This is a genomic window from Pseudomonas sp. PS01300, assembly GCF_029960155.1.
GTDB lineage: Bacteria > Pseudomonadota > Gammaproteobacteria > Pseudomonadales > Pseudomonadaceae > Aquipseudomonas > Aquipseudomonas palmensis.
The window spans coordinates 20,549-36,212 of record NZ_JASCPN010000057.1 but is presented as its reverse complement, the minus strand read 5'-3'; the positions used below and the strand labels follow the sequence as shown (position 1 = coordinate 36,212).

Here is a 15,664-nt window from a genome sequence, read left to right as displayed (position 1 = left end):
GGTCAAGCCCGCTCCCACAGGTGCAGTGCAGTTCCTGAAAACACTGCAATCCCTGTGGGAGCGGGCTTGACCCGCGAATGGCCTGCGCAGCAGGCCCAAGGTCTCAAGCCGGGCGCAGCACCAGCACCGCCAGTGGCGGCAGGTTCACCGCCAGCGACAGCGGCTGCCCATGGCTGGGCAACGCCTCGCTGTTCACCGCCCCGAGGTTGCCGTAGTTGGACCCGGCATACACCTGGGCATCGCTGTTGAGCACCTCCACCCACTGTTCGCCAAACGGCACCCCGATGCGATAACCCTCCCTCGGCACCGGCGTGAAGTTGGCCACCACCAGCAACGGCTCGCCCTCGGCGCTCCAGCGCAGCCACGCATACACGCTGTTGCGCGCATCGTCGCCGATCAGCCACTGGAACCCTTGCGGCACGCAGTCCTGCTGATGCAGCGCCTTCTGGTCGCGGTACAGCCGGTTCAGGTCGGCCACCAGCGACTGCACACCCTTGTGCTCGGGGTACTGCAACAGGTACCAGTCCAGTTCCGCATCATGGTTCCACTCGCGCCACTGGCCGAATTCGCAGCCCATGAACAGCAGCTTCTTGCCCGGATGGCACCACATGAAGGCCAGGTACGCGCGCAGGTTGGCGAACTTCTGCCAGCGGTCGCCCGGCATCTTGTCGATCAGCGAGTGCTTGCCGTGCACCACCTCGTCATGGGAAATCGGCAGGATGAAATGCTCGGAATACGCGTAGATCAGGCCGAAGCTCATCTCGTTGTGATGATGCGCACGGTGGATCGGGTCGTTCTGGATGTAATGCAGGGTGTCGTGCATCCAGCCCATGTTCCACTTGTAGTTGAAACCCAGGCCGCCCTGCTGGGTCGGCTGGCTGACACCCGGCCAGGCGGTGGATTCCTCGGCGATCACCAGCGCCCCCGGCGCCTCCTGGGCCACCACGTCGTTGAGGTGGCGCAGAAAATCGATGGCCTCCAGGTTCTCGCGCCCGCCGTGGCGGTTGGGCACCCATTCGCCGGCCTTGCGCGAGTAGTCGCGGTACAGCATCGAGGCCACCGCATCCACCCGCAGCCCGTCGATGTGAAAATGCTTGAGCCAGTGCAATGCCGAAGCCAGCATGAAGCCGTGCACCTCGTTGCGCCCCAGGTTGTAGATCAGCGTGTCCCAGTCCTGGTGGAAGCCCTCCAGCGGGTTGGCGTACTCATACAGTGCGGTGCCGTCGAACTGCGCCAGCCCATGTTCGTCGGTGGGAAAATGCGCCGGCACCCAGTCGAGGATCACGCCGATGTGGGCCTGGTGGCAGGCGTCGATGAACGCGGCGAAATCCTCGGCCGTGCCATAGCGCGCGGTGGGCGCGAACATCGACAACGGCTGGTAGCCCCACGAGCCGCCAAACGGATGCTCCATGATCGGCATCAGCTCGATATGGGTGAAGCCCAGCTCCTGGATGTAGGGCACCAGCCGCTCGGCCAGTTCGCGCCAGTTGTAGTAGCGAGCCACTTCACCGCTTTCATCCAGCTCGCATTGCCAGGAACCGGCGTGCAGTTCGTAGATCGACAGCGGCGCGTTGGTGGCCTGGTGCGCCGCACGCACGCGCATCCAGCCCTGGTCCTGCCACACATGGCCCAGCGCGGCGGCCACCTTCGAGGCGGTGCTGGGCGGCAGCTCGGTGGCCAGTGCCAGCGGGTCGGCCTTGAGCGGCAGGATGCCGTCGGGCCCGAGCAGTTCGTACTTGTACGTCTCGCCGGCCTGCAGGCGCGGGATGAACAGCTCCCACACACCGCTGGGCACGCGCTTGCGCATCGGGTGGCGGCGCCCGTCCCAGTTGTTGAAGTGACCGACCACCGACACCCGCCGCGCATTCGGCGCCCACACCGCAAAGCGCACCCCGTCGATGCCGTCCACCTGTGCGGGCTGCGCGCCGAACACCTTGGCCAGGTCGCGATGATTGCCTTCGGCGAACAGGTACAGGTCCATCTCGCCCAGCAGCAACTGGGTAAAGCTGTAGGGGTCTTCGGTGACCTGCTCGCCCCCTGCCCAGTTGATGTGCAGGTCGTACGCCTGCGGTTGCTGCAACCGCCCGCTGAACAGCCCGGGCACACTGCCCTGCTCCAGCTCCAGCAGCACCTGCCCACTGTCACGGGCCAGCGCCCGGGCGCTCAGGGCATCGGGCAGGTAGGCGCGTATCCACTGCCCGCCCGCGCCATCCGGGTGCGGCCCGAGCACCGCGAACGGGTCGCCGTGCCTGGCATTGACCAGGTCATCGATATCCCTTGTGCCCAACCCAGCCTGTTCCCGCTTGTGCGCGCTCATTCATTCTCCCCACGTACTGACAAGCCCATGGAGGCCATGCAAGGGCACGGCCAACCAGCTCGGGCGATTCTCGGCTTCATACATAATTTCGTAGGCAGCCTTTTCCAGGCTGAACAGGTCCAGCGCCGCGCGTGCCCCGCCGGGCTGTTCCCAGGCGTGCGGCAGGTCGGCGGTGGCCAGATCGTAGGCCTGAACAAAGGCATGCCGGGCCTGGTGCAGGTAGCGCCGCGCCACGCGCTGACGGGCCTGGCGGGCCGGCGGCGAGACGTCCACCCCCGACGCGCTGCGCAACACCATCGCAGCAGCATAGTCGAACGAACGCAGCACGCCGCTGACGTCCTTGTACGGGCTGTGCTTGCCGCGTCGCTCCTCCAGCGGGCGCGCCGGCTCGCCTTCGAAGTCGATCAGATAGGCATCGCCCTGCACCACCAGCACCTGGCCCAGGTGCAGGTCGCCGTGTACCCGTATCAGCACGCCACCGACCGCCTGCATGGCCAGTTCGCTGACCTGTTCGAGCAGGCCCTTGCGCTGCTTGCCCAGGTCGTCGACCAGCGCCTGGCTGTCGGCATCCAGCTCATCGCGGTGCTGCTCCAGCAGGTCGAACGCCTGGTTGAGCTGGGCGCTGACCTGCTTGCCCCAGGCCTTGCCATCGCGCGCGCTACTCACCCGCGGCTTGAACGCCGGGTCCTGGGTGGGCGCGGCCAGCACCTGGTGCATCTGGCCCAGGCGCTGGCCCAGCTGCGCGGCAAAGGCCTGCAGCTCCTGCAAGGCATCGGCATGGGCCTGCGGGGCCTGGATGCCGGGTTCCATTTCGTCGCGAATCGCGCGTTCCAGGGTGTTCTGGGTCCAGTCCCAGGCGTCGCCCTGGTTGCTCAGGTAGCCCTGGGCGATCATCAGCAGGTGCGGCTGCCCGGTGGCGTCCACCCGGCTCAGCCAGCCCAGCAGCGGTGATATGTTCGGGTAGCCGGCGGCAGTGAGGTAGGCGCTCATCTCGAGCTCGGGGTGGATGCCGCCATTGACCCGGCGGATCAGCTTGAGCACCAGGCTGCCCCCTACCACCACCGAGCTGTTGGACTGCTCGGCCGACAGGTAGCGCACCGCCGGCTCGTCGCCCAGCTCCAGGGCGGCCAGCTGCTCGGTGGCCTGGAACTGCAACTCGCCGTCGCTGCAGCTCAGGCGCGTGCCATCGGCAAAGCCGGCCAGCACCGCGCGAATGAAGCTTTCGAGCACGAAACCATCGGTGATCAGGCCCACCTGGCGCCCCCGGCGTACCCGTGACAGGGCCAGTTGCTGGGGCAATGCGCTGGTCAGCTGGTCTTCGCCGATCAGGCCGAACGGCAACTGATAGCGGCTGGTCTGCCCGCCGCTGTCGACCTCGATTTCACTGAGCAGCACGGGGCTGGTGGCCGCACCGAAGCGCACGCCATAGGCGATGCGCACCTTTTCCAGCGCGGCGCCCTTGCCCGCGAACCAGCGGCGCTTGGGCAGGTACTGCGGCAGGATGGCGTCTTGCAGGGTGTCGCGCGACGGTGATTCGAGCAGCTCTTCCATGCGTTTCTTGAGCACCACGGTGGTGAACTCCGGTAGCGGCTGCGCGGGCTGCACATGCCAGCTGGGCATCTGGTCCCTGGGCGCGAGCAGGAACCAGTAGAAGCCATAGGGCGGCAAGGTCAGCAGAAACGGCAGTTGGCCGATCGGCGGGAACGCGCTGCCGCCGAGCATCTCCACCGGCACCTGGTCGACATAGGCCGAGAGGTCCAGCTCTGCCGCCTGGGCGGCGCGGGACACGTTGGCCACGCACAGAATGGTCTCGCCCTTGCCGTCGCTGCCGGTGAATTCGCGGACATACGCCAGGATGCGGCGGTTGCTGGGCGAGAGCATGGTCAGGCTGCCGCGGCCAAAGGCCTTTTGCTGCTTGCGCACCGCCAGCAGGCGACGGTTGAAGTTGAGCAGCGAATGCGGGTCGCTGGCCTGGGCCTCGACGTTCACCGACTGGTAGCCGTACAGCGGGTCCATGATCGGCGGCAGCACCAGGCGTGCCGGGTCGGCGCGGGAGAAGCCGCCGTTGCGGTCGATGGACCATTGCATCGGCGTGCGCACGCCGTCGCGGTCGCCCAGGTAGATGTTGTCGCCCATGCCGATCTCGTCACCGTAATACAGGGTCGGGGTGCCCGGCATCGACAGCAGCAGGCTGGTCAGCAGCTCGACCCGGCGCCGGTCGCGTTGCAGCAACGGTGCCAGGCGCCGGCGGATGCCCAGGTTGATGCGCGCGCGACGATCCTGGGCGTAGTAGTTCCACAGGTAGTCGCGCTCGCGGTCGGTGACCATCTCCAGGGTCAGCTCGTCGTGGTTGCGCAGGAAGATCGCCCATTGGCAGTTGGCCGGGATCTCCGGGGTCTGGCGCAGGATGTCGGTGACCGGAAAGCGGTCTTCCTGGGCCAGCGCCATGTACATGCGCGGCATCAGCGGAAAGTGAAAGGCCATGTGGCACTCGTCGCCCTGCCCTTCGCCGAAGTACAGCTGGGTGTCCTCGGGCCACTGGTTGGCCTCGGCCAGCAGCATGCGGTCGGGGTAGTTGGCGTCGATTTCGGCGCGGATCTTCTTCAGCACCTGGTGGGTTTCGGGCAGGTTCTCGTTGTTGGTGCCATCGCGCTCGATCAGGTACGGGATGGCATCCAGGCGCAAGCCATCCACGCCCAGGTCGAGCCAGTAGCGCATCACCCCGATCACCGCCTTGAGCACCTGCGGGTTGTCGAAGTTGAGGTCGGGCTGGTGCGAGTAGAAGCGGTGCCAGAAGTACTGGCCGGCAACCGGGTCCCAGGTCCAGTTGGAGTGCTCGGTGTCGAGGAAGATGATGCGCGTGCCGTCGTACCTGGTATCGGTGTCGGACCACACATAAAAGTCCCGCGCCCTGGAGCCGGGCTTTGCGCGCCGGGCCTTCTGGAACCACGGGTGCTGATCGGAGGTGTGGTTGATGACAAGCTCGGTGATCACCCGCAGGTTGCGCTTGTGCGCCTCGGCGATGAAGCGTCGCACGTCGGCCAGGGTGCCGTAGTCGCTGTGCACGGCCTTGTAGGCGGCGATGTCGTAGCCGTCGTCGCGCCGTGGCGAGGGGTAGAACGGCAGCAGCCACAGGGTGTTGACCCCAAGCTCGGCGATGTAGTCGAGCTTGGCGATCAGGCCGGGAAAATCACCGATGCCGTCGCCGTTGGAGTCGAAGAACGACTTGACGTGCACCTGGTAGATGATCGCGTCCTTGTACCACAGCGGGTCGTTGATGAACGTGGCTGGGCGGGCTTTCTTCGCCATGTACGACTCCTTCTGGTTGGCGGGGGGCTAGCGGGCCGGGGTGATGCGCCAGATGCCGAACGGCTGGTGCCAGGGTTCGATGCGCATCCACTGGGTCTTGCCGTACCAGCTCCAGCGATGGCCGCTCATCAGGTCTTCGCCGAAGGTTTCGGCGTCGTCCTCCAGGCCCAGCTCCCACAGCGGCAACTCGAAGTGCGCCTCCTGGGCGTTGTGCGGGTCGAGGCTGACGGCCACCAGGATCAGGCTGCCGCTGGCCGGATCGCCCTTGGCGAAGTACAGGATGTTGTCGTTCCAGGCGTTGTAGAAGCGGATGCCCAGGTGGGTCTGCAGCGCCGGGTGCTGGCGGCGGATGCGGTTGAGCTGGGCGATCTCGGCAATGATGTTGCCGGGCTGGGTGTAGTCGCGCGGGCGGATCTCGTACTTCTCCGAGTCCAGGTATTCCTCCTTGCCCGGTATCGCCGCCGCCTCGCACAGCTCGAACCCCGAATACATGCCCCACAGGCCCGAGCCCATGGTGGCCAGCGCTGCGCGAATCAGAAAGCCCGGGCGGCCGGAGTCGTGCAGGAAGAACGGGTTGATGTCCGGCGTGTTGACGAAGAAGTTGGGGCGGTAGCAGTACGACCACGGCGGCTGGTTGAGTTCGCCGAAGTACTGTTGCAGCTCGGCCTTGGTGTTGCGCCAGGTGAAGTAGGTATAGCTCTGCGAATAGCCTACCTTGCCCAGGCGCGCCATCATCGCCGGCTTGGTGAAGGCCTCGGCGAGGAAGATCACCTGCGGGTGCTGGCTGCGCACGTTGGCGATCAGCCACTCCCAGAACGGCAGCGGCTTGGTGTGCGGGTTGTCCACGCGAAACTGGGTCACGCCCTCCTGCACCCAGCCCAGCACCACGTCGCGCAGGGCCAGCCACAGGGCTGGCACCGCGTCGGCGGCATAGAAGTCGACGTTGACGATGTCCTGGTATTTTTTCGGTGGGTTCTCGGCATAGCGGATGGTGCCGTCGGGGCGCCAACTGAACCAGCCCGGGTGCTCGGTGAGCCAGGGGTGGTCCTGGGAGCACTGGATGGCGAAGTCCAGGGCGATTTCCAGACCATGCTCGGCGGCGGCGGCCACCAGCCGGCGGAAGTCTTCGCGGCTGCCCAGCTGCGGGTGGATGGCCTCGTGCCCGCCGTCGGCGCTGCCGATGGCGTAGGGGCTGCCGGGGTCGTCGGGGCCGGCCTGCAAGGCATTGTTGCGGCCCTTGCGGTGCTGGGTGCCGATGGGGTGGATGGGCGGGAAATACAGCACGTCAAAGCCCATGTCGCGGATCATCGGCAGGCGCTGATGCACGTCGTTGAAGGTGCCGTGGCGGGCCGGGTCGTCGGTGACCGAACGCGGGAACAGCTCGTACCAGCTGGCAAAGCGTGCGCGCTCGCGCTCCACCTCAAGGGGGAACTCGGCGCTGCGGCTGAGGTAGGCACGGTGGTCGGCGCGGCCCATCAGGGCGCGGGTGTCGTCGTGCAGCAGCAGCTCGACACCGGCCTGGGCAGGCAGGCTGGCCAGTTGCAGGGCCACCGCCTCCAGTTGCGCACGCAGCGGCTCGCTGCTGCGCTCGGCGCTCTGCATCAGGTGGCGGCGGCCTTCCTCCAGCTCCAGGCCTACGTCGACGCCGGCGGCGAATTTCTTCTCCAGCTCGTAGCAGTAGCTGGCGTACTGGTCGATCCAGGCCTCGATCATGAACAGGTGGCGGCCCACCTCGCTGACCGTGAAGCGCCCCTCCCAGCTGTCGTTGCCCAGCAGCGTCATGGGCACTTCGTGCCAGTTGGGGTGCTGCAGGCGGCGCCAGCTCAGGCGCACGGCCAGCACGTCGTGGCCGTCGGCGAAGACCTTGCTGGTAACGGTGACCTGTTCGCCCACGGTGCCCTTGACCGCATGCTGGCCGGCGTCGAGCACAGGCTCGGTGTTCTCGATCACTATGCGCGGCAGCAGCAGCGCCCTGGCCAGGGTCAGGGTGTGCTCGCTGGTTTCATCGGTGCTGAAAGGCTCATCGCGGGTCATCGAACATCGCTCCGTTACGCTGTGACGGTAAGGTTCAGAGCAATGGCAGGCGTGGGGGTTCAATAAAAAATGAGCGATGCGGCGCGGCCACGGTCGAAGAATGGGTCAGCCTTTGAACAGCCCTTTATGTGAGGTTAGGCCCATGAATATTCCTATTCCTGCTGAAACGCCCGATCCGAATATCGATGACCCCAATCTGCCACCACCGGTGCCCGAGAAGGAGCCTGAGCCGCCCAAGGAGCAGGAGCCCGTGGGCGACCCGCCCAGTGAAGAGCCGCCGGTGAAGGTGCAAGCGTAGACCGGGATCCGGCAGTTGCACTGCGGTGTGCCCATCGCGGGTCGAGCCCGCTCCCACAGGAGTGCGGTGGTTTACAGAAATGCGCGATACCTGTGGGAGCGGGCTTGACCCGCGATGGCTGAAACGCCGAGCTCAACGGTTGCACAACTCCTCGATGCTGATCTCGCGCATGCGAAACTTCTGGATCTTGCCGGTCACCGTCATCGGAAACTCCTCGACGAAACGAAAATGTCGCGGCGTCTTGAAGTGCGCGATGCGGCTCTTGCACCAGGCCTGCAGCTCCCCATCGGTGGCGCTGTGCCCAGGGTGCAGCTTGATCCACGCCACGATCTCCTCGCCGTAACGCTCATCCGGAATGCCGATCACCTGCACGTCCGCCACCGACGGGTGGGTAAAGAAGAACTCCTCCAGCTCGCGCGGGTAGATGTTCTCGCCACCGCGAATGATCATGTCCTTGTTGCGCCCGGCAATGCACACGTAGCCCTGCTCGTCCATGCTCGCCAGGTCGCCGGTGTGCATCCAGCCCGCCGGGTCGATCGCCTCGCTGGTGGCCGCCGGGTTGCCCCAGTAGCCCAGCATCACGCTGTAGCCGCGGGTGCACAGTTCGCCGATGGTGCCACGCGGCACGATGCAGCCGTGTTCGTCGACGATCTTGCTCTCCAGTTGCGGCTGGGTGCGCCCCACCGTGGTCACGCGCAGCTCCAGCTCGTCGTCCGGGCCGGTCTGCAGCGACACCGGGCTGGTCTCGGTCATGCCGTAGGCGATCTGCACCTCGCCCATGTGCAACTGGTCGATCACCCGACGCATCACTTCGATCGGGCAGGTGGCGCCGGCCATGATGCCGGTGCGCAGGCTGCTCAGGTCGTAGTCACCGCGCCGCGGCTGGTCGAGCAGCGCGATGAACATGGTCGGCACCCCGTACAGCACGGTGGCGCGCTCGCGGGCCACGCCCTCGAGGGTCAGCAGCGGGTCGAAGGCGTCGTTGGGGTAGATCATGGTGGTGCCGTGGGTGATGCAGCCCAGGTTGCCCATGACCATGCCGAAGCAGTGGTACAGCGGCACCGGGATCACCATGCGGTCATGCTCGGTCAGGCCCAGGCTCTCGCCGACCATGTAGCCGTTGTTGAGGATGTTGTAGTGGCTCAGGGTCGCGCCCTTGGGGAAGCCCGTGGTGCCGGAGGTGTACTGGATGTTCACCGGCTGGTCGAACTGCAGGCTCTGCTGGCGCTGCTGGTACTCGGCCGGGGCGACCTGCTCGGCCATGCCGGCCAGCGCCGCCCACGGCAGGAAGCCGCCCGGCGGCGCGTCGTCGAGGCTGATAAGCCCGCGCAGGTCGGGCAGGCGCTCGCCATTGAGCTGGCCTGGCGCCTGGTGCGCCAGCTCCGGCAGCAGTTCGCCGAGCATGGCATGGTAGTCGGAGGTCTTGAAGGTGCCGGCGCAGATCAGCCACTGGCAGGCAGACTGGCGCAGCACGTATTCCAGTTCGCTGGTGCGGTAGGCCGGGTTGATGTTGACCAGGATCACGCCGATTTTGGCGGTGGCGAACTGGGCGATGCACCACTGCGCGCAGTTGGGCGCCCAGATACCCAGGCGGTCGCCGGTCTTCAGGCCCAGCGCCATCAGGGCGCGGGCATGCAGGTCGATGCTGTCGGCCAGTTCGCGCCAGCTGTAGCGCAGTTGCTGGTGGCGTACCACCAGTGCCTCGCGCTCGGCAAAGCGCGCCACGGTGTTGTCCAGGGCCTGGCCGATGGTCATGGCCAGCAGCGGTTTGTCCTGGCGACCCTGGGTGTAGCTCGGTTGATTCATGACGACCCCGTATTGTGATTGTTGTGGGTGCTGATTCACGCGAGACCTAATGTGGCGCAAATTAACGTTAACGTAAAGGTCATGGGGAGATTGACAGTGTTCGGTGTGGGGTTTACGTTAACGTAAAGGTGACAGATCGCAGCGCCTCGATCGCGGGTCAACCACCACGCAACTCAAAGAACAATCGACAAGAAAGGTGCCAGCATGCGTTATCCGACCCTGAACTTCGCCCTGGGCGAAACCATCGACATGCTCCGCGACCAGGTGCAGGCGTTCGTCGCAGCCGAGCTGGCCCCGCGTGCGGCGCAGATCGACCAGGACAACCTGTTCCCCGCCGACATGTGGCGCAAGTTCGGCGACATGGGCCTGCTGGGCATCACCGTCAGCGAAGAATACGGCGGCGCGGGCCTGGGCTACCTGGCCCACGTGGTAGCCATGGAAGAAATCAGCCGCGGCTCGGCCTCGGTCGCGCTCTCCTACGGCGCCCACTCCAACCTCTGCGTCAACCAGATCAACCGCAACGGCACCGCCGAACAGAAAGCCAAGTACCTGCCCAAGCTGATCAGCGGCGAGCACATCGGCGCCCTGGCCATGAGCGAGCCCAACGCCGGCTCCGACGTGGTGTCGATGAAACTGCGTGCCGAACAGCGCGGCGACCGCTTCGTGCTCAACGGCAGCAAGACCTGGATCACCAACGGCCCCGACGCCAACACCTACGTGATCTACGCCAAGACCGACCTGGAAAAGGGCCCCCACGGCATCACCGCGTTCATCGTCGAGCGCGACTGGGCCGGCTTCAGCCGCAGCAACAAGTTCGACAAGCTGGGCATGCGCGGTTCCAACACCTGCGAGCTGTTCTTCGACAACGTCGAGGTGCCCCAGGAGAACATCCTCGGCCAGCTCAACGGTGGCGTGAAGGTGCTGATGAGCGGCCTGGACTACGAGCGTGTGGTGCTCTCCGGCGGCCCTACCGGGATCATGCAGGCGTGCATGGACCTGGTGGTGCCCTACATCCACGACCGCAAGCAGTTCGGCCAGAGCATCGGCGAGTTCCAGCTGATCCAGGGCAAGATCGCCGACATGTACACCCAGCTCAATGCCAGCCGCGCCTACCTGTATGCCGTGGCCCAGGCCTGCGATCGCGCCGAGACCACCCGCAAGGACGCCGCCGGGGTGATCCTCTACACCGCCGAGCGCGCCACCCAGATGGCCCTCGAGGCAATCCAGATTCTGGGCGGCAACGGCTACATCAACGAGTTCCCCGCAGGCCGCCTGCTGCGCGACGCCAAGCTGTACGAGATCGGCGCCGGCACCAGCGAGATCCGGCGCATGCTGATCGGTCGCGAGCTGTTCAACGAGACGCGCTGAGGCGCTCAGCGGCAACGCCGCCATAACGCAGACCCACTCTTGCAGCTTGGAGCTTGCCGCTTGAAGCTGCGCCAGGAGCCACGATGATTCTGAAGTCTCAGTTGAACCCCCGCGCGCCCGAATTCGCGCTCAACAGCGCGGCCATGCTCGAACAGGTGCAAGGCCTGCGTGACCTGCTCGCCAGCGTGCACCAGGGCGGCGGGCCCAAGGCCCAGGAGCGCCACACCTCACGCGGCAAGTTGCTGCCGCGCGACCGCATCGACCGCCTGCTCGACCCGGGTTCGCCGTTTCTGGAGATCGGCCAGCTGGCCGCCCACGAGGTGTACGGCGAAGACGTGCCTGCCGCCGGCGTGATCGCCGGCATCGGCCGCATCGAGGGCGTGGAGTGCATGATCGTGGCCAACGACGCCACGGTCAAAGGCGGCTCGTACTACCCGCTGACTGTCAAGAAGCACCTGCGCGCCCAGACCATCGCCCAGCAGAACCGCCTGCCCTGCGTGTACCTGGTGGACTCTGGCGGCGCCAACCTGCCGCGCCAGGACGAGGTGTTCCCCGACCGCGAGCACTTCGGCCGCATCTTCTTCAACCAGGCCACCATGAGCGCCCAGGGCATCCCGCAGATCGCCGTGGTGATGGGCTCGTGCACCGCCGGCGGTGCCTACGTGCCGGCCATGGCCGACGAGGCGATCATGGTGCGCCAGCAGGCCACCATCTTCCTGGCCGGCCCGCCGCTGGTCAAAGCCGCCACCGGCGAGGTGGTCAGCGCCGAAGACCTGGGCGGTGCCGACGTGCACTGCAAGGTCAGCGGCGTGGCCGACCACTATGCCGACAACGACGAACACGCCCTGGCCATCGCCCGGCGCTGCGTGGCCAACCTCAACTGGCGCAAGCTGGGCCAGCTTCAGGTGCGCACCCCGATCGCCCCGCTGTACGCAGCCGACGAGCTGTACGGCGTGGTGCCGGCCGATGCCAAGCAGCCGTTCGATGTGCGCGAGGTGATCGCGCGCCTGGTGGACGGCTCGCTGTTCGACGAGTTCAAGGCGCTGTTCGGTACCACGCTGGTGTGCGGCTTTGCCCACCTGCACGGCTACCCGGTGGCGATTCTGGCCAACAACGGCATCCTGTTCGCCGAGGCCGCGCAGAAAGGCGCGCACTTCATCGAGCTGGCCTGCCAGCGCGGCATCCCGCTGCTGTTCCTGCAGAACATCACCGGCTTCATGGTGGGCCAGAAGTACGAGGCCGGCGGCATCGCCAAGCATGGCGCCAAGCTGGTGACCGCAGTGGCCTGTGCCCAGGTGCCCAAGTTCACCGTGATCATCGGCGGCAGCTTCGGTGCCGGCAACTATGGCATGTGCGGGCGTGCCTACGACCCGCGCTTTCTGTGGATGTGGCCCAACGCGCGCATCGGCGTGATGGGCGCCGAACAGGCCGCAGGCGTGCTGGCCCAGGTCAAGCGCGAACAGAGCGAGCGCAGCGGCCAGGTTTTCAGCCCGCAGGACGAGGCGCAGCTCAAGCAGCCGATCCTGGACCAGTACGAACACCAGGGCCACCCCTACTATTCCAGCGCAAGGCTGTGGGACGACGGCGTCATCGACCCTGCGCAAACCCGCGAGATTCTCGGCCTGGCCCTCTCGGCAGCCCTCAATGCCCCGATCGAACCGAGCCGTTTCGGCATTTTCCGGATGTGACCGATGAGCGACTTCTCTACCCTTGAACTGATTCGCGATTCTCGCGGCTTCGCCACCCTGTGGCTGAGCCGCGAGGCCAAGAACAACGCCTTCAACGCGCAGATGATCCGCGAACTGATCATGGCCATCGACCAGATCGGCAACGACGCCAGCCTGCGCTTCATGGTGCTGCGCGGGCGCGGCCGGCACTTCAGTGCCGGCGCCGACCTTGCCTGGATGCAGCAGTCGGCGCAGCTGGACTACAACACCAACCTGGACGACGCCCGCGAGCTGGCCGAGCTGATGTACAACCTGGCGCGGCTCAAGGTGCCGACCCTGGCGGTGGTCCAGGGCGCAGCCTTCGGCGGTGCCGTGGGGCTGATCAGTTGCTGCGACATGGCCATCGGTGCCGACGACGCGCAGCTGTGCCTGTCTGAAGTGCGCATCGGCCTGGCGCCGGCGGTGATCAGCCCGTTCGTGGTGCAGGCCATGGGCGAGCGCGCCACCCGCCGCTATGCCCTGACCGCCGAACGCTTCAGCGGCGAGCGGGCCCGCGAACTGGGCCTGCTGGCCGAAACCTGCCCGGCCGCGCACCTGGATGCCGAGGTCGAGCGCTGGGTCGACAACCTGCTGCTCAACAGCCCGCAGGCCATGTGCGCCAGCAAGGAGCTGCTGCGCGAAGTGGGCAATGGTGAGCTCACCCCTGCCCTGCGCCGCTACTGTGAAGGCGCCATTGCGCGTATCCGCGTGAGCGCCGAAGGCCAGGAGGGCCTGCGCGCCTTCCTCGAAAAACGCACGCCAGCCTGGCAAACCCCCGCTTCGGACAAGGAGCCACGCCCATGAGCCGCCCTCTGCTGACCACCCTGCTGGTCGCCAACCGTGGCGAGATCGCCTGCCGCGTGATGCGCACCGCCAAGGCCATGGGCCTGACCACCGTGGCCGTGCACAGCGCCATCGACCGCGATGCGCGGCACAGCCGCGAAGCGGATATCCGGGTTGACCTGGGTGGCGCCAAGGCGGCCGAGAGCTACCTGGACATCCCCAGGCTGATTGCCGCGGCCAAGGCCAGCGGCGCCCAGGCGATACACCCGGGCTATGGCTTTCTGTCTGAGAACGCAGGCTTTGCCCGGGCCATCGAAGAAGCCGGGCTGATCTTCCTCGGCCCGCCGGCCAGTGCCATCGACGCGATGGGCAGCAAGTCGGCGGCCAAGGCGCTGATGGAAGTGGCCGGGGTACCGCTGGTGCCTGGCTACCACGGCGAAGCCCAGGACCTGGAGACCTTCCGCGCGGCCGCCCAGCGCATCGGCTACCCCGTACTGCTCAAGGCCACCGCCGGTGGCGGTGGCAAGGGCATGAAGGTGGTCGAGCAGGAAAGCCAGCTGGGTGAAGCCCTGGCCTCGGCCCAGCGTGAAGCGCTGTCGTCGTTCGGCGATGCACGCATGCTGGTCGAAAAGTACGTGCTCAAGCCGCGTCACGTCGAAATCCAGGTGTTCGCCGACCAGCATGGCAACTGCCTGTACCTGAACGAGCGCGACTGCTCGATCCAGCGTCGTCACCAGAAGGTGGTCGAGGAAGCCCCGGCCCCCGGCCTGAGCCCGGCGCAGCGCCAGGCCATGGGCGAGGCGGCGGTACGTGCGGCCCAGGCCATCGGCTATGTGGGCGCAGGCACGGTCGAGTTCCTGCTCGATGCCCGCGGCGAATTCTTCTTCATGGAAATGAACACCCGCCTGCAGGTGGAGCACCCGGTGACCGAGGCGATCACCGGCCTGGACCTGGTGGCCTGGCAGATCCGCGTGGCGTGCGGCGAGGCGCTGCCGCTGACGCAGGACCAGGTGCCGCTGCACGGGCATGCCATCGAGGTACGCCTGTACGCCGAGGACCCGGCCAACGACTTTCTGCCGGCCACCGGGCACCTGGCGCTGTACCGCGAGTCGGCGCCGGGCGAAGGGCGCCGGGTCGACAGCGGCGTGTGCGAAGGTGACAGCATCTCGCCGTTCTACGACCCGATGCTGGGCAAGCTGATTGCCTGGGGCGAGAACCGGGAGCAGGCACGCCTGCGCCTGCTGGCGATGCTCGACAGCTTCGCCATTGGCGGCCTGAAGACCAACATCGCCTTCCTGCGCCGCATCCTGGCCCACCGCGCCTTCGCCGAGGCCGAACTGGATACCGGGTTCATCCCGCGCTATCAGGATCAACTGCTGCCCGCCCCCGTCGCGTTGCCGACAGCGTTCTGGCAGGCTGCCGGGCAGGCCTTACAGCAATCGCGCCCCGCCTGCGTGCGCGCTGATGACCGGCACTCGCCGTGGGCAGCCGCCACCGGTTTCAGGCCGGGCGTACCGGCGCAGACCGCCCTGCACCTGCGCTGCAATGGCGAAGACCGGGCACTGAGCCTGAACCCCGGGTCGGTGTCCGCGCGCATGGACGGCGAGCACCTGGTGATCGAGCACGAAGGCGTGCGGCGCAGGCACCTGGCCGTGCGCCGTGGGCAAACGCTGTATCTGGAGTGGGATGGCGAGCTGCACGGGGTAAGCGCTTTCGACCCGATTGCCGAGGCGGACGCCGGCCATGCGCACCAGGGCGGCATGAGTGCGCCCATGAACGGCAGCATCGTGCGGGTACTGGTGGAGGTCGGTCAGGCGGTCGAGGCCGGCACGCAACTGGTGGTGCTGGAGGCCATGAAGATGGAGCACAGCATCCGCGCACCCCAGGCGGGGACGGTCAAGGCGCTGTATTGCCAGGAAGGCGAGATGGTCAGCGAAGGGGCCGCGCTGGTGGAGCTGGAGGTTCAGGAAGGCTGACGGCACTGCACCTGCACAGGGTTTTGTGGGCGCCATGAAACCCTGTGTGGGCCGGCTTGCCAGCGAC

At 66.6% G+C, this 15,664-nt stretch carries 9 protein-coding genes; 5 read left to right on the top strand and 4 right to left on the bottom strand.

Annotated elements, in window-relative coordinates; translation table 11 throughout:
* Positions 1 to 103: 103 nt before the first annotated feature.
* Genes glgB through QMX96_RS21640 form a run of 3 tightly spaced genes read right to left on the bottom strand, consistent with a single transcriptional unit; the run spans position 104 to position 7,660 of the window.
* The gene (gene glgB, locus QMX96_RS21650; RefSeq protein WP_282362375.1) at positions 104 to 2,317 is read right to left on the bottom strand and encodes a 1,4-alpha-glucan branching protein GlgB; all 2,214 of its coding nucleotides are present in this window, start codon (positions 2,315 to 2,317) and stop codon (positions 104 to 106) included.
* Entirely contained in the window at positions 2,318 to 5,626 is a 3,309-nt protein-coding gene (gene treS / locus QMX96_RS21645; RefSeq protein ID WP_043863956.1) for a maltose alpha-D-glucosyltransferase, read from the bottom strand.
* Between the two features lie 27 nt (positions 5,627 to 5,653).
* Positions 5,654 to 7,660, bottom strand: coding sequence for an alpha-1,4-glucan--maltose-1-phosphate maltosyltransferase (locus tag QMX96_RS21640; RefSeq protein WP_123753094.1), 2,007 nt, complete (start codon positions 7,658 to 7,660; stop codon positions 5,654 to 5,656).
* 142 nt (positions 7,661 to 7,802) lie between these two features.
* On the opposite strand from QMX96_RS21640, the gene QMX96_RS21635 reads away from it, so the two are divergent.
* A complete protein-coding gene (locus QMX96_RS21635) occupies positions 7,803 to 7,958 on the top strand; it encodes a hypothetical protein (RefSeq protein WP_167400188.1) in 156 nt (51 codons plus the stop codon).
* A gap of 132 nt (positions 7,959 to 8,090) precedes the next feature.
* Here QMX96_RS21635 and QMX96_RS21630 read toward each other — a convergent pair whose 3' ends face one another.
* Positions 8,091 to 9,764, bottom strand: coding sequence for an AMP-binding protein (locus QMX96_RS21630; protein ID WP_043863958.1), 1,674 nt, complete (start codon positions 9,762 to 9,764; stop codon positions 8,091 to 8,093).
* Positions 9,765 to 9,968: 204 nt separating this feature from the next.
* On the opposite strand from QMX96_RS21630, the gene QMX96_RS21625 reads away from it, so the two are divergent.
* The 4 genes from QMX96_RS21625 (at position 9,969) to QMX96_RS21610 (ending at position 15,597) form a co-directional block, all read left to right on the top strand.
* On the top strand, positions 9,969 to 11,132 hold the full coding sequence (locus QMX96_RS21625) for an isovaleryl-CoA dehydrogenase (RefSeq protein ID WP_043863959.1): 1,164 nt from the start codon (positions 9,969 to 9,971) through the stop codon (positions 11,130 to 11,132).
* An 83-nt stretch (positions 11,133 to 11,215) separates the two neighbouring features.
* Positions 11,216 to 12,820, top strand: coding sequence for a carboxyl transferase domain-containing protein (locus tag QMX96_RS21620; protein ID WP_043863960.1), 1,605 nt, complete (start codon positions 11,216 to 11,218; stop codon positions 12,818 to 12,820).
* A gap of 3 nt (positions 12,821 to 12,823) precedes the next feature.
* The gene (locus tag QMX96_RS21615) at positions 12,824 to 13,642 is read left to right on the top strand and encodes a gamma-carboxygeranoyl-CoA hydratase (protein ID WP_282362371.1); all 819 of its coding nucleotides are present in this window, start codon (positions 12,824 to 12,826) and stop codon (positions 13,640 to 13,642) included.
* Complete coding sequence (locus QMX96_RS21610; RefSeq protein WP_282362370.1) at positions 13,639 to 15,597, top strand: acetyl/propionyl/methylcrotonyl-CoA carboxylase subunit alpha; 1,959 nt, start codon at positions 13,639 to 13,641, stop codon at positions 15,595 to 15,597. Before QMX96_RS21615 ends, QMX96_RS21610 begins: the two co-directional genes overlap by 4 nt.
* The last annotated feature ends 67 nt before the right edge of the window (positions 15,598 to 15,664 follow it).

Excerpts from the sequence above, each read along its gene's own strand:
- QMX96_RS21615 (WP_282362371.1), top strand. The coding sequence starts at position 12,824 with ATGAGCGACTTCTCTACCCTTGAACTGATTCGCGATTCTCGCGGCTTC.
- QMX96_RS21630 (WP_043863958.1), bottom strand. The coding sequence starts at position 9,764 with ATGAATCAACCGAGCTACACCCAGGGTCGCCAGGACAAACCGCTGCTG.
- glgB (WP_282362375.1), bottom strand. The coding sequence starts at position 2,317 with ATGAGCGCGCACAAGCGGGAACAGGCTGGGTTGGGCACAAGGGATATC.
- QMX96_RS21625 (WP_043863959.1), top strand. The coding sequence starts at position 9,969 with ATGCGTTATCCGACCCTGAACTTCGCCCTGGGCGAAACCATCGACATG.
- QMX96_RS21635 (WP_167400188.1), top strand. The coding sequence starts at position 7,803 with ATGAATATTCCTATTCCTGCTGAAACGCCCGATCCGAATATCGATGAC.
- QMX96_RS21640 (WP_123753094.1), bottom strand. The coding sequence starts at position 7,660 with ATGACCCGCGATGAGCCTTTCAGCACCGATGAAACCAGCGAGCACACC.
- QMX96_RS21620 (WP_043863960.1), top strand. The coding sequence starts at position 11,216 with ATGATTCTGAAGTCTCAGTTGAACCCCCGCGCGCCCGAATTCGCGCTC.
- QMX96_RS21610 (WP_282362370.1), top strand. The coding sequence starts at position 13,639 with ATGAGCCGCCCTCTGCTGACCACCCTGCTGGTCGCCAACCGTGGCGAG.
- treS (WP_043863956.1), bottom strand. The coding sequence starts at position 5,626 with ATGGCGAAGAAAGCCCGCCCAGCCACGTTCATCAACGACCCGCTGTGG.